This is a genomic window from Bradyrhizobium sp. (genome assembly GCF_049586575.1).
In the GTDB taxonomy this organism is placed as follows: domain Bacteria; phylum Pseudomonadota; class Alphaproteobacteria; order Rhizobiales; family Xanthobacteraceae; genus Bradyrhizobium.
This window is the reverse complement of record NZ_JBAVCF010000293.1, coordinates 1-22,692: the sequence shown is the minus strand read 5'-3', so window position 1 is coordinate 22,692 and position 22,692 is coordinate 1. Positions and strand designations below refer to the sequence as shown.

The 22,692-nt window shown below is 61.2% G+C and carries 22 protein-coding genes and 1 pseudogene; 5 read left to right on the top strand and 18 right to left on the bottom strand.

Features of this window, described 5'->3' with window-relative positions; genetic code table 11:
• Nucleotides 1-2 precede the first annotated feature (2 nt).
• Together WB528_RS11405 and WB528_RS11400 are read right to left on the bottom strand one after the other, a co-directional pair.
• Nucleotides 3-878: a branched-chain amino acid ABC transporter permease gene (locus tag WB528_RS11405; RefSeq protein ID WP_423888517.1), complete on the bottom strand. Its 876-nt coding sequence runs from the start codon at nucleotides 876-878 to the stop codon at nucleotides 3-5.
• Between the two features lie 195 nt (nucleotides 879-1,073).
• Complete coding sequence (locus tag WB528_RS11400) at nucleotides 1,074-2,324, bottom strand: ABC transporter substrate-binding protein (RefSeq protein ID WP_423888516.1); 1,251 nt, start codon at nucleotides 2,322-2,324, stop codon at nucleotides 1,074-1,076.
• 400 nt (nucleotides 2,325-2,724) lie between these two features.
• On the opposite strand from WB528_RS11400, the gene WB528_RS11395 reads away from it, so the two are divergent.
• Nucleotides 2,725-5,076 carry a tetratricopeptide repeat protein gene (locus WB528_RS11395; RefSeq protein ID WP_423888515.1) on the top strand — a complete coding sequence of 784 codons (2,352 nt, stop codon included), beginning with the start codon at nucleotides 2,725-2,727 and terminating at the stop codon, nucleotides 5,074-5,076.
• Here the strand turns inward: WB528_RS11395 and WB528_RS11390 are convergent.
• The 4 genes from WB528_RS11390 to WB528_RS11375 all read right to left on the bottom strand — a co-directional run bounded on the left by WB528_RS11390 (nucleotide 5,073) and on the right by WB528_RS11375 (nucleotide 8,395).
• Entirely contained in the window at nucleotides 5,073-5,978 is a 906-nt protein-coding gene (locus WB528_RS11390) for a Gfo/Idh/MocA family oxidoreductase (RefSeq protein ID WP_423888514.1), read from the bottom strand. The two genes, WB528_RS11395 and WB528_RS11390, sit on opposite strands and share 4 nt — an antisense overlap.
• Nucleotides 5,975-7,306 carry a class I SAM-dependent methyltransferase gene (locus WB528_RS11385; RefSeq protein ID WP_423888513.1) on the bottom strand — a complete coding sequence of 444 codons (1,332 nt, stop codon included), beginning with the start codon at nucleotides 7,304-7,306 and terminating at the stop codon, nucleotides 5,975-5,977. The genes WB528_RS11390 and WB528_RS11385 overlap by 4 nt, the downstream gene beginning before the upstream one ends.
• 169 nt (nucleotides 7,307-7,475) lie before the next feature.
• On the bottom strand, nucleotides 7,476-7,586 hold the full coding sequence (locus tag WB528_RS11380) for an ATP-dependent Clp protease adaptor ClpS (RefSeq protein WP_423888512.1): 111 nt from the start codon (nucleotides 7,584-7,586) through the stop codon (nucleotides 7,476-7,478).
• Between the two features lie 32 nt (nucleotides 7,587-7,618).
• The gene (locus WB528_RS11375) at nucleotides 7,619-8,395 is read right to left on the bottom strand and encodes a cyclase family protein (protein ID WP_423888511.1); all 777 of its coding nucleotides are present in this window, start codon (nucleotides 8,393-8,395) and stop codon (nucleotides 7,619-7,621) included.
• 312 nt (nucleotides 8,396-8,707) lie between these two features.
• Here WB528_RS11375 and WB528_RS11370 point away from each other — a divergent pair, with 312 nt between their 5' ends.
• Together WB528_RS11370 and WB528_RS11365 are read left to right on the top strand one after the other, a co-directional pair.
• Nucleotides 8,708-9,403, top strand: a complete 696-nt coding sequence (locus tag WB528_RS11370; RefSeq protein WP_423888510.1) for an SGNH/GDSL hydrolase family protein — start codon at nucleotides 8,708-8,710, stop codon at nucleotides 9,401-9,403.
• A complete protein-coding gene (locus WB528_RS11365) occupies nucleotides 9,388-10,533 on the top strand; it encodes an acyltransferase family protein (protein WP_423888509.1) in 1,146 nt (381 codons plus the stop codon). The genes WB528_RS11370 and WB528_RS11365 overlap by 16 nt, the downstream gene beginning before the upstream one ends.
• Here WB528_RS11365 and WB528_RS11360 read toward each other — a convergent pair.
• Together WB528_RS11360 and WB528_RS11355 are read right to left on the bottom strand one after the other, a co-directional pair.
• Entirely contained in the window at nucleotides 10,511-11,509 is a 999-nt protein-coding gene (locus WB528_RS11360; RefSeq protein ID WP_423888508.1) for an alpha/beta hydrolase, read from the bottom strand. The genes WB528_RS11365 and WB528_RS11360 overlap by 23 nt on opposite strands.
• An 18-nt stretch (nucleotides 11,510-11,527) precedes the next feature.
• Nucleotides 11,528-12,775 (bottom strand): lactonase family protein, encoded by a 1,248-nt coding sequence (locus tag WB528_RS11355; protein ID WP_423888507.1) that lies wholly within the window; start codon nucleotides 12,773-12,775, stop codon nucleotides 11,528-11,530.
• 237 nt (nucleotides 12,776-13,012) lie between these two features.
• Here WB528_RS11355 and WB528_RS11350 point away from each other — a divergent pair, with 237 nt between their 5' ends.
• On the top strand, nucleotides 13,013-13,261 hold the full coding sequence (locus WB528_RS11350) for a hypothetical protein (RefSeq protein ID WP_423888506.1): 249 nt from the start codon (nucleotides 13,013-13,015) through the stop codon (nucleotides 13,259-13,261).
• A gap of 168 nt (nucleotides 13,262-13,429) precedes the next feature.
• Here the strand turns inward: WB528_RS11350 and WB528_RS11345 are convergent, their stop codons facing one another.
• The 5 genes from WB528_RS11345 to WB528_RS11325 form a co-directional block, all read right to left on the bottom strand.
• Entirely contained in the window at nucleotides 13,430-13,636 is a 207-nt protein-coding gene (locus WB528_RS11345; protein WP_423888505.1) for a hypothetical protein, read from the bottom strand.
• A 9-nt stretch (nucleotides 13,637-13,645) separates the two neighbouring features.
• The gene (locus tag WB528_RS11340) at nucleotides 13,646-13,891 is read right to left on the bottom strand and encodes a hypothetical protein (RefSeq protein WP_423888504.1); all 246 of its coding nucleotides are present in this window, start codon (nucleotides 13,889-13,891) and stop codon (nucleotides 13,646-13,648) included.
• 190 nt (nucleotides 13,892-14,081) lie between these two features.
• The gene (locus tag WB528_RS11335) at nucleotides 14,082-15,371 is read right to left on the bottom strand and encodes a TRAP transporter large permease (protein WP_423888503.1); all 1,290 of its coding nucleotides are present in this window, start codon (nucleotides 15,369-15,371) and stop codon (nucleotides 14,082-14,084) included.
• 18 nt (nucleotides 15,372-15,389) lie between these two features.
• Entirely contained in the window at nucleotides 15,390-15,902 is a 513-nt protein-coding gene (locus WB528_RS11330; RefSeq protein WP_423888502.1) for a TRAP transporter small permease, read from the bottom strand.
• Nucleotides 15,903-16,067: 165 nt separating this feature from the next.
• A complete protein-coding gene (locus WB528_RS11325) occupies nucleotides 16,068-17,069 on the bottom strand; it encodes a TRAP transporter substrate-binding protein (protein WP_423888501.1) in 1,002 nt (333 codons plus the stop codon).
• A 240-nt stretch (nucleotides 17,070-17,309) separates the two neighbouring features.
• Here WB528_RS11325 and WB528_RS11320 point away from each other — a divergent pair, with 240 nt between their 5' ends.
• On the top strand, nucleotides 17,310-18,098 hold the full coding sequence (locus WB528_RS11320; protein WP_423888500.1) for a FadR/GntR family transcriptional regulator: 789 nt from the start codon (nucleotides 17,310-17,312) through the stop codon (nucleotides 18,096-18,098).
• Nucleotides 18,099-18,148: 50 nt separating this feature from the next.
• Here the strand turns inward: WB528_RS11320 and WB528_RS11315 are convergent.
• The 5 genes and pseudogenes from WB528_RS11315 to WB528_RS11295 form a co-directional block, all read right to left on the bottom strand.
• Nucleotides 18,149-18,454, bottom strand: a pseudogene (locus tag WB528_RS11315) (alpha/beta fold hydrolase); the annotation flags it as partial.
• 251 nt (nucleotides 18,455-18,705) lie between these two features.
• Entirely contained in the window at nucleotides 18,706-19,407 is a 702-nt protein-coding gene (locus tag WB528_RS11310; protein WP_423888499.1) for a molybdate ABC transporter substrate-binding protein, read from the bottom strand.
• Complete coding sequence (locus WB528_RS11305) at nucleotides 19,404-21,527, bottom strand: molybdopterin cofactor-binding domain-containing protein (protein WP_423888498.1); 2,124 nt, start codon at nucleotides 21,525-21,527, stop codon at nucleotides 19,404-19,406. Before WB528_RS11305 ends, WB528_RS11310 begins: the two co-directional genes overlap by 4 nt.
• Nucleotides 21,524-21,994, bottom strand: a complete 471-nt coding sequence (locus tag WB528_RS11300; protein ID WP_423888497.1) for a (2Fe-2S)-binding protein — start codon at nucleotides 21,992-21,994, stop codon at nucleotides 21,524-21,526. The genes WB528_RS11305 and WB528_RS11300 overlap by 4 nt, the downstream gene beginning before the upstream one ends.
• Nucleotides 21,995-22,043: 49 nt before the next feature.
• A partial coding sequence (locus WB528_RS11295) for a tripartite tricarboxylate transporter substrate-binding protein (protein WP_423888496.1) occupies nucleotides 22,044-22,692 on the bottom strand: 649 nt, incomplete at its 5' end.

Genomic DNA, 22,692 nt, shown 5'->3' with positions numbered 1-22,692 from the left:
CGTCAACGCCTCCCGAGCAGGCCTTGCGGCCGCACATACATCACCGCGACCAGGAGCAGCAGAGCCGGAATCGTCCGGTAGGCCGGCGAAATGAGGTAGGCAGTGATGGTTTCGAGATAACCGACGACGAAAGCGGCAATCAGTGAGCCGGATACGCTTCCGAGTCCGCCGAGCACCACGATCGAGAAGGCGCTCGCGGTCAAGGGACCTACGCTGTAGGAACTGACGCCCAAGAACATTCCGAGCAGCACGCCGGCAATGCCGGCGAGGATGCCGTAGATCGCCCAGACCACGACATAGATGTTGCCAAGCTCGAGCCCGAGCAGCGTTACTCCGCGCGGGTTCATCGAAGCCGCAAGCACCGCCTTGCCGGTGCGGGTGCGATTGACGAGCAGCCAGAGCAGGGCGATCACAAGGCAGCAGACAACGGCGGTGAAGATCTCGTTGCGCGGCGTGCGGATGCCGAGGATATCGATAACGCCCTCGACGATCGGCAGCACGGTCTTGGCGTTGTTGGTGAAGAAATACGCGATCAACTCCTGGATCATGATGCCCCAGAGCAGCGTGCCGGTCAGGACGAAGATTTCCTTCTCCTCGGTCGGAATTCGCGTGGATTTCTGGATCGGCTGCACCACCGCGAAATAAGTGACGAGGGCGGAAACCAGCGCCGCGGCCACGCCGACCAGCGCGCCAGCGTAGGTGTCGAGATGGAGCACGCTCGCCGCCGCCCAGGCGGCCACCGCCGCCAACACCATGAGGGCGCCGTGGGACAGGTTAAGCACGCCGGAGACGCCGAAGATAAGGGTAAATCCGGTTGCACCCAGCGCATACAGCGCGCTGATGGCAAAACCGTCGATCAGAATCTGAAGCGCAAGCATTTACACCGCCGCGGCAGCCCCCGCTGCCTCCGATTGAAACCAAAACCTGATCCGGAAAAGTGCGAAGTGGTTTTCCGAAAAGATCATGCTTGGTCAAAGAACCAAAGCGCGATGTTGATTCAATCAAATCTCATCGCGCTTTAGATGTCACGAAAATGCTCCCGGGGAGATCTCCCCGGGAGCATCATGCTGAGTTCAGTTCGACGTGACCTTGATGAAGCTTGGGAACTTCAACTTGGCCTTGGCGACTTCCGGCGGCCATACGGCAACCTGTTGACCGTCCTGCCATTGCAGCATCAACCCGGTGATCAGGCCCTTGCCGTATTTGATCGAATGCGTGAACGGATCGTCCTTGCCGTAGAACTGGACACGGCCGATGGTGCCGACCCAGTCGGTCTTTTCGAGAGCATCCACCAGCTTGTCGGCGTCGGTCGAGCCGCCGCGCTTCACGGCGTCGGCGATGTAATAGACTTCGTCATAGGCGGTGTAGCCGGCATAGGAGGGGTAGTTGCCGAACTTCGCCTTGAAGGCCTCGGTGAAGGGAACGCTCTTGGCGGTCACCGCGACGCCCGTACCTGACACGCCTTGATAGATCACCCCGTCCGACGCTTCGTTCGTGTCCTTGCCGAAGGTCGAGTTGGTGGCCTGGGAAGAGATGCCGAACATCGGGATCGGAACCTGCTGGTTCTTCCACTGCACGGTCGGCTGCACGCCGACATGCGAGATACCGGTGATGATCACGTCAGGCTTGGAGCCTTCGATCTTGTTGAAGATCGGGGTGAAGTCGGTGGTGTCCGGCGAGAAGCGGATATGGTCGAGCACCTTCAGCCCGATCTTGGGCAGGCATTCCTCGTAACCGATATCGAGCGGCTTGGTCCAGGCGGCGTCTTCGCTCATGATGACCGCGGTCTTCATGTGCTTCTGATCGACCAGCAGATCCTTGGCGCCATCGCAGACCGACAGCGCCAGCGCCGCCGACGTCAGATAGCCGTGGAAGGTGTATTTGTTCTTCTCATAGTCGGCGTGAACGGCCTTGCTGATCTCGTTTGAGGCCGCGCCCGGCGTGACCAAGGGCGTCTTCAGACGCGCGGCCCATGGTTCCAGCGCCAGCACCACCTCGCTGATGTAGCTTGAGATGACGATATTGACCTTGTCCTCGTTGACCGCGCGCTGGAAGGCGCGGACGGAATCGGCCGAGGACGAGTGGTTGTCATAGGTGACGATTTCGATCTTGCGTCCGTCAACACCGCCCTTGGCGTTGATCTCGTCGGCGGCAAGCTGGGCCGCCTGCGGGATCGAGGCGCCGGCGATGGCTTGCGCCTCCGCGATAACGCCGATCTTGATTGGGTCGGCGGCGACTGCCGGACCGGATGCCGCCAGCACGAGGCCCAGGGCCGTGGCGCCAAGCAGCGAACGCAAAAGCGGCGTTCGGGATGTTGCTTTCATGACGTTTCTCTCCGTTATCTGCGGCCTTTTTCGGCCTTGAGGTTATTGTAGCCTCGCCGGCGTTCCCAGCAAGCGAAACCCCTCCCGCTTGCATCGCCACGGCAAAAACCGCCCTGCGTGGTACGACCCCGACTGCTTTTTGGAAAGACCAAAATCGTCGCAGCCGGCTGGCTTTCAGGGCAGCGTTAACGGCCCCGCAGGCGTTTCCAGGGGAATATTTTCGGATAGGGCTTTTTCTGTTCGGATTCAATGGATTACAGGGTCGCTCGTTCCGGCCGTGATTTGCATGACGGCATCGGCCGATGAGACGAAAGGATAAAGCGCGAAGGAGCCTGTCAGGTCCTTTCCCGAATCAATGATAGGACTTGCGCATGGCTTCTTACCAAGCGTCATCCAGCCAATGAACTCACCCGTTCGTCCCAGCAACAAGGCTGTCCGCAAGGGCCTTGCGCATCTCGATGCCGGGCGCATCGAAAACGCCGAACGGCTGTTCCGCAGCGTTCTGCAAGCCGAGCCGAACCATCCGGAGGCCAATCATGCGCTCGGCACCCTGACCGTGCGCCAGGGGCAGCCGAAATCCGCTCTTTCGTTCCTGAGCACAGCCTTGCAGTCAGATCCGTGGCAGAGCCAGTATTGGCATTCCTTTGCAGAGGCGTTGCTGTTGATCGGCGCGGTCGGCGACGCACGCGCCGTGCTGGAACGGGCAGCGTCGCGCGGATTTTCTACGCCGGAGATAGCCGCTTTAAGCTCGCGGATTAACTGCGTCGAACTTTATCGGATCGCCCTGGATCATCACGCGGCCGAACGGCTGAATGAAGCCGAAGCATTCTATACGGCGGCGCTCAAGGCCAATCCCGGCCATGTCGAGAGCTTGCACATGATCGGTCAGGTCGCGACGCGAACAGGTCGCGCCGAGATGGCGGTACAGTTGATCCGTGAAGCCATCCGCCTGGGCGGCGATATTCCGGCGCTCTATTCCAATCTTGGCGATGCATTGGCGGCGTGCGGGCGCAATGAGGAAGCCTTGCAGGCCTTTGCGCATGCCCTCGAACTGCAACCCGACTTCTCCGAAGCGTTGACGAGCCTCGGCAATCTCTATCAATCGCTGGGCCGTTTCGACGATGCCGTCAGGCAGTACGAAATCGTGATTGCCGGCGGTGTCAACGCGGCCAACGCCCACAACAATCTCGGCGCCATGTTATTTGAGCGGGGCGAACTCGATCGGTCCGTCGCGCACTTGACCGAAGCGATCCGGCAGAAGCCCGATCTGGCTGAAGCCTACAGTAATCTCGGCAATGCGTTCCATCATTCCGGCCGGCTGGACGAAGCCGTGGAGCAATACCGGGAATCGATCCGGCTCAAGCCGGACTATGTCAGCGCATTGAGTAATTTTGCGAGCGCGCTCAAGGCCCGCGGCAAGATCGCGGAGGCGATCGAGAACTATCGCGCGGCAATCAGGCTGAAGCCGGATTTCGTCGACGCGCATAACAATTTGATCATGCTGCTCGGTTATGCCGACGAGGTTCCGCATCAGGTATTGGTTGATCAAGCTCGCCAGTTCGATCGCGACATCGCCGCGCCGCTGTTGAGGCGCCGTCCGTTCGCCAATCCGGCCGATCCCGACCGGCGGCTTCGGGTCGGATATGTCTCGGGAGATTTTCGCACGCATGCCGTCAGTTATTTCTTCGAGCCGCTGCTGCGGCATCACCAGAAGGTCGATTTCGAATTCTTTGCCTACGCCAATATGCACGTGGAGGACGCAGTCACCGCGCGTCTGAAAGACAGTTTCGATCACTGGCGCAATATTGTCGCGATGAAGGACGATGCCGTCGCCGATCTGATCGAAGCTGACGGCATCGATATTCTGGTCGATTTGTCGGGTCACATGGCCGCCAACCGGCTGCTCGTCTTCGCCCGCAAGCCGGCGCCCATTCAGGCGACCTGGCTCGGCTTCACCACCACGACAGGTGTTGGCGCGATCGACTACCGGATCACCGATCCATACGCCGATCCGCCGGGAATGACTGAGAATCTCAACACGGAAACGCTGTGGCGTTTGCCGTCGACCTTCTGTTGCTATCAGCCTCGCATCCACATCGCCGACCCGATTGATCATCCGCCGTTCGACGATAACGGCTTTGTCACGTTCGGTTGCTTCAACAATTTCACGAAGGTGACCGATCGCACCTTGGCGCGCTGGGCCGAAATCCTTACCCGCATTCCCGATGCGCGTCTGTTGCTCGAAATAATCGGAATCGACGGCGTGGAATTTCGCCGCGAGACCGAGGCGCGGTTTGAACGCCTTGGCCTGCCGCTCGATCGAGTGATTCTCGAGCCTCGCAGGCCGTCGAATCAATACGTGCTCTATAACAGGATCGACATCGCTCTTGATCCGTTTCCGTTCAATGGCGGGACGACGACGCTGGATGCGCTTTGGATGAGCGTCCCTGTTGTTTCCGTCGCAGGCGAGTATTTCACCGCGCGGATGGGCGTCACGATCCTGAACAATGTCGGCTTGCCGGAGTTGGTCGCCGACGATGAGGCCGCTTACGTTGAGCTTGCGGTCGCTCTGGCGGGCGATGCGTCGCGGTTGCGTGCAATCCGCGGCGATCTCAGGCGGAGAATGCGCGCGAGCCGAATGATGGATTTTGCGGCGTTTGCCGGCGATATGGAAACAGCCTATCGCGCGATGTGGCGCGATTGGTGTGCAGCACGACTGCACGCCGGGCCGACGGCGGCAGGTCAAAGCTAAAGCACGATTTCGCGCCTAGTGACGTCTTCGATCGCCTGCCACAGTGTAATGGACTTCCGGTCAGACGGAGCCGTCGTTGCCTCGCTGGTCAGAAATTCGCGGCAAACTCCGACCAGTAACGGGACCCGGCGGTCTTGATCGTCCGCGGCGGCGGTGAAGGGATCGTGCCGGGAGACTGTAATGTTGTCGGCAGGCGCAGTGATGGCAAATTCGGCTTCCGCCGCATTGGATTTGAGCTCGAGAAGGCAGCGGGCGCCGTTGCGGTTTACCAGCGTTGCGTCCCAGCTCTCGGCCTCGCCGGGTCGGGTGGCCCGGATGCGGGACGCCAGCACATGATCGAAGCCGAGCGCGGCGAGCAGGCTGACGAACTGGATGCCATAGAACCGCAGGGCGCCGCCGCCTTCGGCTTCCGCTCGCTTCCAGTTCGACCGGTCGACCGCGTAATGATGGGCACGGAACAGCCATCGGACATGAAGGTCGCCGCGCAATTCTGCCGCGCGGGCGATCAAGCCGCGGCCCCAGTCAGTGTGGCCGAACAGATAGCCGATGCGGACGATTTTGCCCGATGCTTCGATCTGGTCGAACAGCTGCGCCGCGGCTGCCGGATCCGGCGCCAGCGGCTTCTCCAGCAGCAGGCGCCGCAATTTCCCTCGCCGGCAGAGTTGTGAGATCACGCCGGCCTGATCGGCAGGCCTGCGCGCAATGACGAGCGCATCGGCCAGATCAATCGCCTCGTCGTCGTTAGCGACAAAGACGATATTGTCCGCAAGGCCCGATAACTCGGCGCGGCGCCGGATGATCGGGCGATATCGCTCCGGAAGCACGACGCGACAAGGTAGCGCGTGCAGGGCTGGGAGGTAGCCGTAGAGTCCGAAGCCGGAGCCGAGGATCGTGACGTTCACGTGGCGAAATCGTCCGGCGCAATGATCCTGATGATCTCGGCGGTGAACCCGCGGCTGCGCAGATAGGTTTCGATCTCGTCTGCGATGTGCCAAGCCATATTGACGAGCGGCTTGTTGCGGTCGTTGCTCGGGAAGTTGTTGTCGGAGAGTATCGGAATCCGCGTACCCGGAACGAGATGTCCGATCTTGCCCGAGCCGGGTTTTTCGTATACCGCGCTGATCGAGGTGTGATCGAGACCCAGCAGTCTGATGGGGATAGCAGCTCGGCCCGGAAACGCCTTACCCGCGAGCGGGCCGTATCGTCTGACCGCGGATTTGATTTCCGCCGTCTTTCTGGCGCGCCAGCGGGCGATCTCTCCGGGTAATCTTGCGAGGGCATCGCCGAAGCCGCGTTCGCGCTCGAACACCGCTGAGTTTGTCACGGAAGATTCTTCGGAATTCCACGCACCGCTCAGAAACACCCGGATGTTGCCTCCGTAACGGCTGGGAAATTCGATTTGCGAAATGAACATTCCGAGCGATCTGGCGATGAACTGAAACGACGTCGCACTGTAGGTGCGTGGATGCTCGTGGTAGAAGGTGTCGAACTGCCGGCCGGAAATAATCGAGCCGAGATAGTGGTTCTCGATCACGATCTTCGTGCATGGATTGGACAGCGCATTCAAGGCCCGGATCACGTCCGGTAGGTCTTCGATATGCGCAAACACGTTGGTAAAGGTTATGATGTCGGGTTGGCCGAATTCGGCGACGAAGCGCGTGGCGACGTCTTCGGTGAAAAATGCGTTCCATACGCAGTGCCCCGCGGCGGATGCATCGGCGGCGGCGCCGGTCGGCTCGATACCGAAGGTCTCTGCGCCCTGTTCGGCAAAGATCGACAGGAGGCTGCCGTCGTTGCAGCCGACGTCCAGCACTTTCTTGCCGCGAAGGTCGCCATATCTTGCGGTGCAGGCGGCAACGAGATTGCGCATGCCGTTGAGCACGTCGAGGGTCTGGCGGGCGCGATAGTGGTAGGACTGCGGAAACAGGTCCTGCTTGGGAACTTGATAATGCTGATGTGCGGTGCAACAGGTATCGCAGAATAGGATTTCGATCGGATAATCCCTGCAGATGCGCGTCTCGCCGGCGGAAACCAGATCGTCGCACATGGGATGCGTGCCAAGATCGAGTACCGACTGCAGGGCGACGGTTCCGCAGACCTCGCAGCGGTGTATCTCGCGCAAGCCGAAGCGATCCGTGGATGGCGTGTCCGGCTCGCGGAGCCGTCGCACGATCTGCAATCCGGCCGCCGTTCGAGACTGTACACGGGCGGCTGGAACGAAAGTCTTCATGCGGATGCCACCTTTGCAAGACGCTGTTGCAGACCCAACGCTCGAGGATACACACGCTGCCATATCTGTGGCCGCGGCTCCTTGGCCTGAGCAGCGCTTCTACAGGGGCCTGTTGCACCACCGAAGGGCGAAACCCGTCCACATTGCCGAGATTGTCGTTAACATTCCATTAACGACGATCTATTTCGCCAATGGCGCCCGGCAGCACCTGCGCGACAAACTCCATGGGCGTTTCGTCGTCGTTCAGCAGCAGCACGTTGTAGAGCGGGTTGTTCGGCATGGCGCGACCTGAAGCAGGCTTATCGGAGCGAGCTACTCATCGATGATGGCAACCGCGCGCGTCCACCCCGCCGAAGCCCGTTCGATCTTCACCGGAAAGCAGGAGACCGTGAAGCCGGTGGAGGGCAACAGTTCCAGATTGTGCAGCTTCTCGATGTGGCAATAGCCGATATGGCGTCCGGCCTTGTGGCCTTCCCAGATCAGGCTCGCATCCCTGGTCTCGGCATATTTCTTCGCGGTGAAAACGAACGGCGCGTCCCAGCTCCAGCCGTCGATGCCGGTCAGCCGAACGCCGCGTTCCAGAAGATACATCGTCGCCTCATAGCCCATGCCGCAGCCGGAATTGACGAAGTCCGCCCGACCGTATTTGGCGCCAGCGCTAGTATTGACCACGACGATTTCGAGCGGCGACAGCGTGTGACCGATGCGCTTGAGTTCGGCTTCGACGTCCTTGGCGGTCGCAACATAGCCGTCGGGAAAGTGACGGAAGTCGAGCTTGACGCCGGGCTGAAGGCACCACTCGAGCGGAACTTCCTCGATGGTCCAGGCGCGCTCGCCGCGGTTCATGGTCGGATGATAGTGGTAGGGCGCATCGAGATGGGTGCCGTTATGGGTCGAGAGCTGCACCGTCTCCATCGCCCAGCCCTGAGCGTCCGGCAGGTCTTGCGCTTTGAGGCCCGGAAAAAATCCGAGCATGCGCGGCAGGCTCTGCTGATGGTCGTGATATTCGATGCGCGGATTGATGCCCGGCGGATCGGCCGGCACGTCGTTTTGCAGCGGCACCGAAATATCGATCAGTTTTCGCGCCATGGCGCTCCCTCTCGTGTTGTTTTGGGCATTGTGAGGGCCTTCGGCCCGTGGCTGTCAAGCTTGGCGCTGTCAACGGCGGGATTGAGCTCGAATCCGCCCCGGCGCGGCGAATGATATTTTAAGAACCTCCCGGCTATTTTCGGCCCTTGGTGGATGATGCACGGTGGCGACATGAAAGGCGCTCGCATTGGACTGGTGTGTTGGTTCCGACATTCGTACGGTGTCTCGGGAGGTTCGTTTACGAACGTCGGAAACCCGAAGGGGCACTGGCGACTATAAATTTCCAGTGCAGCTTTGGATTTGACATTCGCCATGAGCACTTGCGGCAGCACCAAAGCGAATGTCAAATCCGCCGCACTAGCGGTGTTGGCGATCGGCGTGCTGGCGGCCGGCGCGTCGTATTTCAGGAAGGAAGCCGTGACCGAGTCGCATCGGCAGGCGCGCCAGGTTATTCTGCACTACACGTTCAGCCGGGCCGATCAGCCGATCATCGTTCTCGGCGACAGCATCACAGAAGCCTCGACGTTGCCGCGATCGCTTTGCGGTCACGCTGTCGTCAATGCAGGACTGGATGGCGCTTCCACGATAAGCGATCTCGGGACATGGCTGATGGAGGCGCTCAGTGGCCGGCGCGCCGCCGCCATTGTGGTTGCGCTCGGCACCAATGACGCGCTGCAAGGGCGCAGCCGCGAGGAATTCGAAGCGAATTACGGGTCACTGCTCGCCCAGCTCAGAGGCGCGACGGATCATCTCTCCGTACTTGGCATTCCCTCAATCGAAGTGCGCGGGCGCATGCCGGCGGCCTATCAGGCCGAGACCATGAAGCGCATCGATGCCTTTAACGCCGCGCTGCCTGCGCTGGCCGAGAAGGGCGGCGCGACCTTCGCCGCTCTGCCGCCGATGCCGGCCCCGCACACGATCGACGGCGTCCATCTTGATGCCGCCGGCTACGCGGTGTGGGAGGACGCGGTCCTGAAGGGAGTGCGAGGGACATGCAGCTCGCATTGAAGCCGGCCGACTCCGGGGAAACCAACAAGCTGGTTGGGCTGGAAGCACTGCGCTTCCTCGCGGCGTTTTCCATTCTCATCTTCCACTATCGTCACCTGTCCTTTGTCGCCGACAAACCGGTTGATCTGGTGCCGGAGCGCCTGCCGCTCTACGGCTTCTTGCGCGCGCTTCACGAGTCCGGCGCCTATGGCGTCTGGGTCTTCTGGTGCATCAGCGGATTTATCTTCTTCTGGAAATACCGCGACCCCATAGCGGAGCATTCCATCGGCGGCTGGAAATTCTTCACGCTTCGTTTCTCGAGGCTTTATCCGCTGCACCTGATGACGCTGCTCCTCGTCGCGCTGTTGCAGTCGGCCTATTTCAACTTGCGGGGATGTTTCTTCGTCTATCAGGATAACGACCTGCCGCACTTTCTCGCGCAGCTCTTCATGGCGAGCGAATGGGGCATCGTGCACGGCTACAGTTTCGACGGGCCGATCTGGTCGGTGTCGGTCGAGGTGCTGGTCTATCTGTTGTTCTTCCTGATGCTGCGCGCGACGCGGTCATGGCTGCTGAATGTGGTCGTCGTCGCGGCGTGCCTGGGCGCGGCGTGGTCGGATCTCAGCGGGCAGCTTACCAATTGCCTTGCGCTGTTCTATATCGGCGGGCTGGCGGCTATCGTGCGGCGGGCCGTCGATGCATCGCGTTTCAGGAGGAAAATCGAGGCTTGCGCCTGGCTCGTGGCAGCGATCGTCCTGCTTGTGGCCTATGCGGCGCGCGCCCAATTCGACCGCTTCGATTTCCCGCTATTTGTAGCCGCTACGCCGATCCTGCTGTTCTGCCTGTCACGCGAGATCAAATTGCCGCGAATGATGCAGGGGGCGATCGTGGCGGCCGGCAACATGACCTACTCAAGCTATCTCCTGCACTTTCCGATTCAGATCGCGATCGTGCTGGGCTTTGCGGTCGCGGGGCGTCCGGTTCCCGTCTATGACGGCGCGCTGTTTGCCGTCTATCTCCTGACGACGCTGCTGTTGTCCTATTTCGCGTTCCGCTATTTCGAGGCGCCGGCGCAGCGCTTTATTCGCAGCGCTTTTCGAAAGGCCGATAGCCCCACGCGGGAGACGCTCAAGCAAGCTTCATCAGCTTGAGCGCGGCAAATCCGTTCGGGCCGTAAGGGTTGCCGAGGCTTTCGCACATCTCGAAATGATTGAAGTCGGGCGCTTCGAGAAGCTCGACCGGCTTGCCGGCGGCTTTGACGGCGGCGGCAAAATCACGCGATTGCCGCTGGAATTCCGGTGTCTCGAAGGTACCGTAGGTCACGGTAATCGGCGCGCGCAACTGATCGAGGTGCCGGATAGAGCTTAAGCGCTGCTCCATGTCGTCATCGAACTTGATGTATTTGCCGCGCGCGGAAAGCCGCACCGGCTTGAGATCGTAGAGGCCGCTCATCAGAAGGCCGCCGGAGATCATGTCGGCAGGCAGGCCGAAATCTCTCTGCCAGTCGGTCGTCACGGCGACGCCGGCGAGGTGTCCGCCGGAGGAATGGCCGCCGACATAGAAACGCCTGGTGTCGCCGCCAAAGCTGGCGGCATTTTTGTAAACCCAGGCGATGCCGCGGCGGACCTGGTCGACCATCGGCCTCAAGTCGCCATTGGCCGCCTCGACCTGGACGAAATCCAGCGCGACAAAGTTGACGCCGGCGTTGACGAAGAGATCGGCGGGAAAGGCGTAGTTCTTTGCCTGCCCATATCGCCATCGTCCGCCATGCACGAATACGAAGATCGGCGCTTTTGCTGATTTCGCCGGATAGACATCAAGTTCTTCGACCGGCGTCGGCCCATAGGCAAGTCGCTTCGGCGGGCCAAGCCGCCTGCGCGTCGTCTCGCTGCTTGAAGCGAATCGCTTCCGGAACTGGGCGACCATCGGCGCGTAGACGGACTGTTCGAAGGCCGCGTCCAGTTCGACCTGATCCATGTCCATCCAGACCTTCGCGCCTTTTTCGTGCGGGGGCGGCCCAATCCGGCATTCCTCGGCGAGTGCGGGCGTGGCGGCCATCGCTGCCGCAGTGCCGAGAAGGGCGCGGCGCGAGATTGTTGGGGGAGATGATGAGGAGTGGTCGGACATGGTTTCCTCCGAATTGTCTTACGCCAGCGTTACCATACCGGCCCAGAACTGCTGCTTTTGTTCCGAGGCGTCGATGTCGTATTTGCGCGCAAAGGTCAGCTTGCCGTCGCTGCCGACACGGTAGAGCACAAGGCCCGCCGTTACCGTGCTGCCGTCTCGCATCGCCATCGCCCACAGCGGTGCGGCGAGGAGAAGCTTGCCTGAGGGATCGATATTGAACGTCCGCAGGTAATTCCCGTGGCCATCGGCGTTCTGGATCAAGGCAGGCTCGCCGGTCGTCTGATTGATGGAAAAGACCGCGACCGAATTCTCCCCGCCCGAAAACACCTTCTTGCCCTCGAAGTCGATGGTCCACCAGGCGCGGTTAGTGAGATAAACGAAGCGGCCGTCGGGGCTGACATGGATGGGGCCGGCGGCCTGCCGCAGCTTCGAATCGGGATCGCTGAGCGTATTCTTCATCGTAAACAATGGATTGCGCGAGAGGCCGGTCGCATCGTCGAGCTTGTAGACCGCGATCTGGTTCTGGCTCTCGATCGAGACATAGACCCACGGCTTGGTCGGATGGAAGTCGAGATGCCGCGGTCCGAAATGCATTCCGTCGCCGGGCGCGATCGCCGCGAGGTCGGTCAGCACGCCGTCCTTGAAGGCGAAAGTCTTGATCGAGCCGGTATCGACCGGATTGTCCGACGGTGCGTTGTTGCCGCGCGTGATCAGGATGACATGCTTGTTGTCGGGCGTGACGCGGATTTGATGGGCGTAGATGCCGGTGTCCAGCTTGTTCGGCTGTTCGACACGGTCGCCGAGCGTGCCGTCGGCATTGATGCGGTGCACGGTGAGGCTGGACGGCTTGTTGTAGGCCGTCAGGAGATAGTGGCCAGAACGATCGACACTCGCATGAATCGGCCGGGTGGCAAGCTTCACCGCCTCGCCATGCGGCTTCAGCGCGCCGGTAGCTGGATCGATCGCAAACGCATTGGCGACATGCGTGCTTCCAGTGGTGTCTCCCGCAGCCGGTCCGCCGCTACTGGAAACGACATAGAGATATCGCCTGGAGGGATGTGGCCACGCATATTGGATATTGGCCGGCGTCGATACCGTGCCTTGTTTTGACAATGTGGCGTCGTCGACGTCGACGCCATAGGCCGTCAGTTCCGGACCCACGGCCGAATAGAACACGTTCCTGGATGTCATGGTTTTGCCGAAAGCTAGGGTGGGAGCCGCGATGGTGCCGGCGAGCAGAGTCGTGAACGTCCGGCGATCGACCATAGCGAAAGCCTCCCGCGAATTATTGTTATGGGGACGCCCATAGCAAAACGGGCAGCAGGGGTCAAAACAAGGGTCGCGCGGCTCTGACGCTCACCGAGCGGAATTGTCACACGAAGGCGCAAAGCGAACGAGCCCGACGTCGGCGCTGCCCGAGCTGGAAGAAGGCGGCTGTAAAGATTTCGTTAACCATTTCTGGGGAAGACTAAACCGTCTCTTCTCAAGATGGGGGGCGGAGCCATGATTGAGCTTGATATCCTGAGCGGCGAGATCGAAGCCTTGATGACCGAGCAGCGCGAGGCCTGGCGCGAACTCGCAGTCCCGACGCTAACCGCTTTTGACCGCCGCGAGATCCGTAACCGGATCAGGCAAGGCGAAATCGAATTGCGGGAGCATTTGACGGTGAGGACGGATCGTTTGCGCTTCCGTCCGCGGCCGGCCGAGACCCCAACCGACAGCCTCGCCAATATTGAATTCCGGCTGCTCTAGTGCCCACTTTCCGAAAGCTCGTGCTCCGCCTCAGCGGCCACCTTTCACGAACTTCGGAAAGTCATGGGCACTGGCAGACTTATTTGATTCCAGTGCCGCGTTCCATTTGAAGTTCCTGAACTGAATTTGCCGCCTGCGCTTGCAGGAACTTCAAATGGGCGGCGCCAGCTAGAACTCGAAATCGCCGGTCGACTGGCGCGCCAGCGCGCGGAGATCGGCAATCGTTCCACGCACGGCGTTGCAGCGCCGGCAGTGCACGCTGGCGCCGTCGCCGGCATCAGCGGGGTCGATCGGCTTGATCGACAGATTGCCGCAGACCTCGCAGACGATCTTCAGTCCTGGCTGCGTGTCACGGGATTGGTCGAGCAGGCTCATCGGTTTTGCTCAGCCGATGATCGCTGAGGCGAAGATGCTGACGGTCGCAAACTTCACCGCCAGACGGCCGTATTCCCGGCGCAAGCCGATCGCCGTCATGACCGCGTCGAACTGGTCGCGCAGATCGCCCAGCGCGGTCTTGCGGCCCACAATATAGGGTCCGTACAGCACGTCGCGCCGGCGTTCGATGAGTTTCGCGATCGAGGTGACCGCAAGGAATGTCACGATCGGATAGACAAAGAATTCGATGGTCATTGTTGGCCCCCGCCGTTTTTTTCTCCCACCGCGGGCAAAGATACGCCTGACCTTTTAAAGTGCCGGTCGCGTATCGCTGCGCAATTGAGAGGTCGGATTAGGGAAACCTAAACCATGTCGTCGGGGACGCAGCCTCGGGGGCGGGCGTGCAGTGCTAATAGAGAAGCAACGATTTGCGTCGCATGGATTGCTACCGCAGCACGTGCCGCGGCAGCCACAGCGAGACTTCGGGGACGTAGGTGACGGCCATCAAGACCAGGAACATGACGAGATAGAACGGCCAGATCTTCTTCATCACCTCTTCGATCGACACCTTGCCGACCGCGCAGCCGACAAACAGGATCGATCCGACCGGCGGATGGCACAGGCCGATGCCGAGGTTGAGCAGCATGATCATCCCGAAATGAACGGGGTCGACGCCGAAGTTCTGCATCACCGGCAACAGAATCGGCGTCGCGATCAGGATTGACGGAGCCATATCGACCAGCGTGCCGAGCACCAGCAGCAGAATGTTGATCAGGAACAGGATGACGTACTTGTTGCTCGAGATCGACAGGAAGAACGCCGTCATCTTGGCCGGCATCTGGGTCAGCGCCATCACATAGCCGACGCTGGACGCGCAGGCGATCAGCGTCAGCACCATCGCGACCGTGCGCAATGTCCGGTGCAGCAGCACGGGAAGATCGCGCCAGCGATAGTCGCGGTAGATGAACATGGTCACGAAGAACGCCCAGATGCAGGCCACCGCGCCGGCCTCGATCGCAGTGAAGATACCGCCGAGAATGCCGCCGAGAATGATCACAAGGGTGATGAGGCCCCAGGCGGCGTCGATCGTGATGCGGATCGCGTCCTTGGCCGGCACGGTCTGGCCGCGCGGATGGCCGTCGCGGTAGGCGAACACCAGGCAGAGAATGATCAACGAAAAGCCGAGCAGGAGGCCGGGAAATACGCCGGCCATGAAAAGGGCACTGATCGAGATCGTGCCGCCGGTTGCGAGCGAATAGAGCACGGCGTTGTGGCTTGGGGGAACCAGCAGCGCCTGAACCGAGGAGGTGATGGTGAGGTTGGTGGCGAAAACCCGCGGAAATCCGGTTTTCTCCATCTGCGGGATCATCACCGATCCAATCGCCGACGTATCGGCCACCGCCGAACCGGAAATGCCGCTGAGAAAGGTGGTGGCAAGCACGTTGACGATGGAAAGCCCGCCGCGCAGGCGGGTGAACCCGACCAGGACGTCAGCGAAAGCGACCAGCCGCTTCGCCATGCCGCCTTCCGCCATGATCGCGCCGGCCAGCACGAAGAACGGAATCGTCAGCATCGCGACCTTGCTGACGCCGTCGGAGATTTTCAGCATCACGGCTTCGAGCGGAATGCCGATCGACCAGGCGCCCGCGATCGCCGCGAACGCCAGCGAGTAGGCGATCGGCATGCCGATGACGAAGCAAAAGATCATGGTGGCGAGGAGAACGAAAATATCCATGGCCTGCTTCCCCTTCGATCAGTCGACCGGCACGACTTCGTGCGAAGGAAGCGGATCGGGCGGCGCCCCAAGCCATACCCGCTCGATGATAAACAGCAGCAGGCAGAAGCCTCCGACCGGAATCGGCAAGTAAGTGACGCCGACCGACAGGAAGGGGAATTCCGCAATCGTGTTGTGCCAGGTCACGTCGACCAACCGTTCGCCCCACACGACCATGAAGATCGCGATCAGCGCCATCAGGAGCTGAACCAGCAGATCGAGCGCTTTGCGAAAGGGTGGCGGCGCCTGATTGGCGAAATAGCCGACATTCATGTGCAGGTTGAGCCGGTAGGCTGCGGCCGCGCCGATGAAGGTCAGCACGATCGTCAGGAGAACCGCGAGCGGTTCGGGCCAGGATGCCGCGCTGTTGAGTACGTAGCGGGTGAATACCGCCCAGGGAATGATCGCCGAGATCAGCACCAGCGCAACGCAGCCGACGATTACGCACAGCAGATAGAGGGCGTCCATTGCGCGGCGATATATGGCGGCCATAGCCTTAACGCTCCCCGGTTGACGACTTCAAATCAGGCTAAAACCACTCACGGATATCAGTTGCGAGGAGCGTCAGCGGTTCAGGCAATTTGGTAATCCTGCGACGCCTGTGTTTCCGGATTGCTTCGTGCCGATGGCTGCGAGGTATCCGTGTGCCTCGAACGGTCAGGCGATCGCCCGAATGCGCTTGATCATGTCCTGATATTTCGGACCGTACTTGTCCCACACCGGTTTGACGGCGTTCTGGAACGGCGTCTTGTCGGCGATTACGACGATCTGGCTGCCGGCCGCCTTGGCTTTCTCCAGCGCCTTCTGCTCATAGTCGTTCCAGAACCCGCGTTCCTCCAGCTGGGCCTCGCGGGCAAATTTCTTGATGAGGTTCTGATCGCCGGCGGAAAGGCCGCTCCAGACCCGCTTGGAGAAGACGAGAACCTCCGGGATCACGAGATGCTCGGTCAGGGTGACATACTTGGCGGCGGTATAGTGGTTGGAGAAGACGTAGCTCGGCAGATTGTTCTCCGCGCCGTCGATCACGCCGGTCTGCAACGCGCTGAAAACCTGATCGTAGCCCATCGCGACGCCATTGCCGCCGAGCGCGTTCATCATGTCGATGAAGATCGGATTGCCGATGACGCGAAACTTCAACCCCTTGACGTCCTCGATCGATTTGATCGGATGTTTGGTGTTGTAGAGGCTGCGCGCGCCGGCATCCATCCAGCAGAGCGCGACGAGGTTGGCGTTCGGGCTCGCAGTGATCTTGTCGAGTAACTCCTGGCCGATCGGGCCATCCATCATCTTTTCCGCATGCGCCGTGCTCTTGAACAGGAAGGGCATGTTGATGACGTTGATGTCGTCGACGATCGGTCCCATCGTTCCGACGCTGACGCGCGACATCTGGATCGCGCCGATCTGGGTCTGCTCGATGGTTTCCTTTTCGCCGCCGAGCTGCATCGAGGGATACATCTGGATCGACAGCCGGCCCTGTGTGGCAGCGGAGAGTTTCTTGCCGAGGTTTTCGGTGGCGGCGACCGTCGGATAGCCGGGAGGCTGGACGTCGGAAGCCTTGAACACCGCCTTCGTCTGCGCGTTCGCGTCAAAGGACAGGCCGCCTGCCACACCTGCGACGCCCAAACCCGCACCAAGCTTCATGAAATCGCGACGCTTCATTGCTTTCCTCCCGGTGGTGCCCAATACGCGGTCATTTCCTGACCTGTTTTATCGTTGCTAGTGGCAGTGGATTTGACATTCGCTACTCGTCTAGCCACGGCTTCCCAAAGCCAATGTCAAATCCAAACTCCACTAGAAATCTGGTTTGGCTAGCGGTCCTATGATTCTAACATTCGCAACAAATCCGAAATCAATTCCTGTGGATTTGCCGGCTCGCCGGGGCTGTGCTAAACTTGTACGATGACCCGACAAGTTTCGTCAAGCTCGCCTCCGACCGATAGCGTGCAGCGTCAGCGCGCGAGTCTGCTCCGCCCTGTCGGCGCGCCGAAAAGCCTGAGTTCAGAGGTCGTCGACCGGCTGGCCGAGCAGATCATGTCCGGAAAGCTGCCGGTCGGCGCCAAATTGCCCTCGGAAGCGGAAATGATGAAGGGCATGGGCGTCAGCCGCACGGTGGTGCGCGAAGCGGTGGCGGCGTTGCGGGCGCGCGGCCTCGTCATCACGCGGCAAGGGGCAGGGGCCTTCGTCGATCGCGACGCCGGCCGGCAACCTTATGCGATCGATCCCGAAGGCCTCGGTTCGCTCGACAGCGTGCTCGATATCCTGGAGTTACGCATGGCGGTGGAATCGGAAGCCGCCGCGATTGCCAGCGAACGGGCCACGGCCGTACAGATCAAGGCGATCGGCGAGGCGCATCGCCTGTTCAGCCGCGCCATTTCCGGCGGCGAGCGCGCGATCAAGGAGGATTTCGCGTTCCATCAGGCGGTTGCAGCCGCTACCCAAAACAGCCGCTTCGTCGAATTTCTGGATTTCCTCGGCCGCCTGATCATTCCGCGGCAAAGCATTCGTTCCTTTGAAGGCAGCGCGGAAGGCCAGCGGCAATATCTCGGCCGCATCGAGAAGGAGCACGAGGCGATCTTTCAGGCGATCGGCGCCCATTCGCCGAAAAAGGCGAGGGATGCCATGCGCGGGCATCTCCTCAAGAGCCGCGAACGCTATCGCGAGCTCGCTTCCAGGAAATCAGCGTGCTAGCGCAGAAGGCCTCTCTGGTTCGGTAGCAATTTTTATCCTCGCGCAGGCGCGCCCGAATCCGAATGTCCAACCAGAATTGTCGGACCGTCCATTCGCGCCAGCACGCGCTCGGCCGAAGCGACCGCTTCAGGCAGCGTTGTCAGCGGATTCTGCACCGCTGTGGCATTCAGTCCTGCCGCCTGCAATCGTGCGATCACCTCAGACCAGCATGAACCGTCTGCAAACAGCCCGTGCACGAGAACGACGTTGGATATCTTTGCAGGAGTGGGATTTGCAACCGCGGCGGCGCCGGGGATGAGAGTGCTTGCGGCTCCAATAGCCAACATGCTCACGAAAGCGCGCCGGTTGATCGGCAGTTTTTGTCGATCGTCTTGGTTATTCACGTAAGGGTCTCCTTTGCGCGGAATTGAGTTGGCAGCGAGAGCTTCGGCTGATTACCGGGAACTTGCCGCAAGAATACCGGCCACACGGCCGGTGTCGATCACTCGGGGATGGCTTTGCGCGAGAGCCGCTTCCAGCATCCATGTTCTGAAAAAAGAGCGGCGTTGTTACGCGGCGTCACGGGGTTGTGCGATCGACCGTGAGGCCCGGAACTCGCGCCGAGTTGCTAAACAGGCAAAAATCCCGCGCGTTCGCGCAAGTGGCCTTGATCCGCGGCCGTCAACAGATCAATGAGGATTTGTGCCTCGCGCGCATGCGTGGCCTTGCTTGTGATGGCCGCGGTATAGACCGTGGCGAGATCGCATCCTTTCGGCAGCGCGCCGGAAAGTTTGGTGCCTTTGGTCGCGATGATCTCAGTGGCTTGGGTGCAGCCGATCGGGCGAGTGGCATCGCTACTGGCCATGTGACGCATCGCGGTCGCGCCGTTGGGGTAAATCTTCAAGCGGCCGGCGACTTCGTCGGCAATGTCGAGCAAAGCCAGGACTTTCGCGACGTGAATGCCGGCCGTGGATGCTTTGGTGTCCGGCACGAAAATAGCGTCGGCTTGCAGGAATGCGTGACGCAGGCTTGCCGCATCGCTCGCCGAGACCAGCGGATCGGTGTCGCGAACCGCCAACGCCGTCTCGACCCGGCCGACATCCGCAATCGAGCTCGCGCCGACAAGCCCCTCGCGCGCCAGCGTTGCGATCAGCGCCGAGGTGAGGATCAGGATATCGGCGGGCGTACCGTTTCGCAGCTTGTCGGCCATCGCGCCAACCGCGCCGAAATCGCCTGTGATGTCGAGGCCGGTGCTCTCCTTGAATTTTGCGGCGACGTTGCCGACCAGGCCCTGCGCCGCGCCGCCGCTCAGAATGTTCAGACTCGTCATGAAGAAAGCTCCATCGCCGCGATCAGCCGATCGCGGGTGATCGGCAGGTGGCGAAGGCGCACCCCGAGCGCATCGAACACCGCATTCGCGATCGCGGCCGTCACCGGGCCATGCGCGGCCTCGCCGGCGCCGACGGGATCAATTTCCGGCCGCGAGATGATTTCGACATCCACGTCCGGCACTTCGGAAAAGCGCAGGATCGGATACTCCGTCCAGGAATTGCTGGTGATGCGGGTGGAGTCGAAGCGAACCCGTTCCTTCAGCACCCAGCTTGTCGCCTGGATGGCGCCGCCCTCGATCTGGTTCAGGACCCCGTCCGGATTGACGGCTTCGCCGACATCGACCGCCAGCGTCAGTTTCTTGACCCGGATGTCTTCGGCAACTTCGACCTCGGCCACGGCCGCGCAATAGGCGCCGGTGTTCTTGTAGCGCGAGAAGCCGATGCCATAACCGGTGCCGTCTTGTTTCGCCGGTTTCCAGTTGGCGCGTCGCGCGGCCGCCTCGATCACAGCTTTCGATCGGGGATCGGACAGATGACGCAGGCGGAAGGCGACCGGATCCTCGCCGCGTTCAAATGCCAGTTCGTCGAGAAAGGATTCGATCGCGAACACATTGCCCTGCGCGCCAAGCGTTCGCAGCGCGGAGGTGCGGATCGGCATGATGGTGAGACGATGGGACTCGACGTGCCAGGACGGAAAATCATAAAGCGGGACCGAATTGCGGTCGGAGCCGCCGCCGCTTGTCGGAGGCGGGTCGACGGAGATGGCGCGTGGAAATGGTGTCGCGAGTTCGGTCGCGGCAAGCAGCGTGGGCTGATCCGCGCGGCCGGGACGCGCGGTGTGGCCATTGCCCCAGATGCTGTGGCGCCAGTCGACGATCTCGCCCTCGGCGTCGAGATCGGCCTCGACTTCAACGGTCATCGCCGCGCCAAAAGGCGCCTGCGACATCTCATCGGTGCGCGACCACTGCACACGCACCGGCCGTCCGGGCACGGCCTTCGCCAATAGCGCAGCGTCAAGCGCGACGTCGTCGGCGCCGTTGTGACCGTAGCACCCGGCGCCTTCCATGTGTTCGACGATGATGTTCTCGCGTGGCAACTTGAGCACCAGCACGAGATCGGAGCGCAAATTGTAGACGCCCTGGCTGTGGGTCCATAGCCGCACGCGATCGCCGTCCCATTGCGCCATGGCGCAAGACGGCGCGATCGAGCCGTGTGCAATGTAGGGGCGGCTATATTGCTGTTTGACCGTGCGTACCTTTGCAGCCGTCGAGGCGGCTTTTTTGTCGGCGATCACGGTCGATACCGCCGGCTGGCCTTTCAGCCATTCGGCAAAATTGTCTTCATCCGGCAGCGTTTCGCCTGATGCCCACGTCGCGCCCTTGCGCAAGGCCGCCAGCGCGGCCTCGGCGCCTTCCTCGGTTTCGCTGATGACCCCGGTGAAATTGCCGTCGCGCACGATCGCGACCAGCCCCCCGACCTTGCGCGCGCCGTCTTCGTTCAACTCGACCAGTCGCGCGCGCGAAAGCTCCGGCCGTAATATCCGGCCATGCAACATGCCGGGTAGAAGGGAATCGTGGATGAAGCGCGGGCGGCCGAAAACCTTGTCGGGAATATCGAGCCGCTGTAGCGAACTTCCGGCAATCGTCCGCTGCGCCGACGATTTCGGGATAGCGCCCGGCGTTGCGTCACGGTCGAGTGAAATTTCGCCCGCGAGTTCCCAATAGCTCGTCGAGACATTGCCGGGGCCGGTGATGACCCCGTCATTGACGGCGAGCACGTCGGAACCGACGCCAAGCCGATCGGCTGCGGTATCGAGAAAAATCTGCCGGATTTCCGCGCAGGCAAAACGGATCGCGCGGCCGGAATGCTGCACGGAGAGACTGCCTGATGTCACGCCCTCGTTGGGACTGCCCGACGTCGAGGTGCGCACCATCTGCACGCGGGCGATATCGACACCGAGTTCATCGGCGGCAATTTGCGCCAGCGCCGTGACGATGCCCTGGCCGATTTCGACCTTTCCGGGCGAGACCACCACTTTGCCGTCGGCGGCGAAGTTGATCCACGACGACAGCTTGGGATTCGCCGCGAGACTCGGCGGCAATGCCGGTTTGGTCGTCATGACGCGCGCATCTCGGCTGCGGCACGCAATATGGCCCGCACCATGCGATTATGCGAACCGCAGCGGCACAGATTGCGGTCGAGTGCGGATTTTACGTCCGCGCCGGTCGGGTTGGAGTTTTGCTTCAACAAGGCAGCCGCACTCATCATGATGCCGGAGAGGCAGTAGCCGCATTGCATCGCCTGCTCGGCGATGAAGGCGCGCTGAAGCGCATGCGGCTGCTGCTCATTGCCGAGGCCCTCGATGGTGGTGACGTCCTTGTCGGCGACCGACCACAACGGCGTATCGCAGGCAGTCACCGCGTGATCGCCGATCAGCACATTGCAGGCGCCGCATTCGCCGGCGCCGCAGCCGAAATGTGGACCAGTCAGGCCGATCTGGCCGCGCAGGACTGTGAGCAATGGGGTATCGGGATCGGCGTCGGTCTCGGTCTCGACGCCGTTGAGACGGAAGCGGATGTTCGGCATTAGATCGGCAACATTGAAATCAGCAGAATCTTGATCAGGCAGACCTGGCTCATGGCTTGTCCGGGAATCGTTTGACGACATCGGCCCATTTCAGAATATCGCCGCGCAGAAATTTGTCGAACGCCTCCGGCGTCATCGACATCGGCACCGCGCCCTGATCGGCCCACAGCTTGATGGTCTCCGGCCGCTTGATCGCGTCGTTCGCGGCCTTGTTGAGCTTGTCGATGATTGGCTGCGGCGTTCCCTTCGGCGCCATCAGCCCGAGCCAGATCGTGGCTTCATAGCCCGGCAAGCCCGCTTCGTCCGCCGTCGGCACGTCAGGCAGCGTGGTCGAACGCACTTTGCCCGTTGTGGCCAGCGCCCGCACCTGGCCCGCGATGACATTGGGAGCCATGGTGGTGACCGAATCGATCATCATCTGCACCTGTCCGCCGATCACCCCGTTTCGCGCCTCGCCGCTGCTGCGATAGGGCACGTGGACGATGTCGACGCCGGCCATGGCTTTGAACAACTCGCCGGCCATGTGATAGGGCGTGCCCTGGCCCGAGGAGGCGTAGTTCAGTTTTCCCGACTTGGATTTGGCGAGCGCGATGAATTCTTTCAGCGTGGTTGCCGGCACCGAAGGATGCACGACCATCACGAGGTCCGCGACATTGAGCGGCGCAATCGGAGCGAGATCGCGCATCAGGTCGTATTTG

Coding starts and splice junctions, on each gene's coding strand:
- WB528_RS11320 (WP_423888500.1), top strand. CDS start 17,310: ATGACCCGACAAGTTTCGTCAAGCTCGCCTCCGACCGATAGCGTGCAG.
- WB528_RS11370 (WP_423888510.1), top strand. CDS start 8,708: ATGAGCACTTGCGGCAGCACCAAAGCGAATGTCAAATCCGCCGCACTA.
- WB528_RS11385 (WP_423888513.1), bottom strand. CDS start 7,306: ATGAAGACTTTCGTTCCAGCCGCCCGTGTACAGTCTCGAACGGCGGCC.
- WB528_RS11375 (WP_423888511.1), bottom strand. CDS start 8,395: ATGGCGCGAAAACTGATCGATATTTCGGTGCCGCTGCAAAACGACGTG.
- WB528_RS11340 (WP_423888504.1), bottom strand. CDS start 13,891: ATGACCATCGAATTCTTTGTCTATCCGATCGTGACATTCCTTGCGGTC.
- WB528_RS11330 (WP_423888502.1), bottom strand. CDS start 15,902: ATGGCCGCCATATATCGCCGCGCAATGGACGCCCTCTATCTGCTGTGC.
- WB528_RS11345 (WP_423888505.1), bottom strand. CDS start 13,636: ATGAGCCTGCTCGACCAATCCCGTGACACGCAGCCAGGACTGAAGATC.
- WB528_RS11365 (WP_423888509.1), top strand. CDS start 9,388: ATGCAGCTCGCATTGAAGCCGGCCGACTCCGGGGAAACCAACAAGCTG.
- WB528_RS11395 (WP_423888515.1), top strand. CDS start 2,725: ATGAACTCACCCGTTCGTCCCAGCAACAAGGCTGTCCGCAAGGGCCTT.
- WB528_RS11325 (WP_423888501.1), bottom strand. CDS start 17,069: ATGAAGCGTCGCGATTTCATGAAGCTTGGTGCGGGTTTGGGCGTCGCA.
- WB528_RS11400 (WP_423888516.1), bottom strand. CDS start 2,324: ATGAAAGCAACATCCCGAACGCCGCTTTTGCGTTCGCTGCTTGGCGCC.
- WB528_RS11355 (WP_423888507.1), bottom strand. CDS start 12,775: ATGGTCGATCGCCGGACGTTCACGACTCTGCTCGCCGGCACCATCGCG.
- WB528_RS11310 (WP_423888499.1), bottom strand. CDS start 19,407: ATGACGAGTCTGAACATTCTGAGCGGCGGCGCGGCGCAGGGCCTGGTC.
- WB528_RS11405 (WP_423888517.1), bottom strand. CDS start 878: ATGCTTGCGCTTCAGATTCTGATCGACGGTTTTGCCATCAGCGCGCTG.
- WB528_RS11380 (WP_423888512.1), bottom strand. CDS start 7,586: ATGCCGAACAACCCGCTCTACAACGTGCTGCTGCTGAACGACGACGAA.
- WB528_RS11335 (WP_423888503.1), bottom strand. CDS start 15,371: ATGGATATTTTCGTTCTCCTCGCCACCATGATCTTTTGCTTCGTCATC.
- WB528_RS11350 (WP_423888506.1), top strand. CDS start 13,013: ATGATTGAGCTTGATATCCTGAGCGGCGAGATCGAAGCCTTGATGACC.
- WB528_RS11305 (WP_423888498.1), bottom strand. CDS start 21,527: ATGACGACCAAACCGGCATTGCCGCCGAGTCTCGCGGCGAATCCCAAG.
- WB528_RS11360 (WP_423888508.1), bottom strand. CDS start 11,509: ATGTCCGACCACTCCTCATCATCTCCCCCAACAATCTCGCGCCGCGCC.
- WB528_RS11300 (WP_423888497.1), bottom strand. CDS start 21,994: ATGCCGAACATCCGCTTCCGTCTCAACGGCGTCGAGACCGAGACCGAC.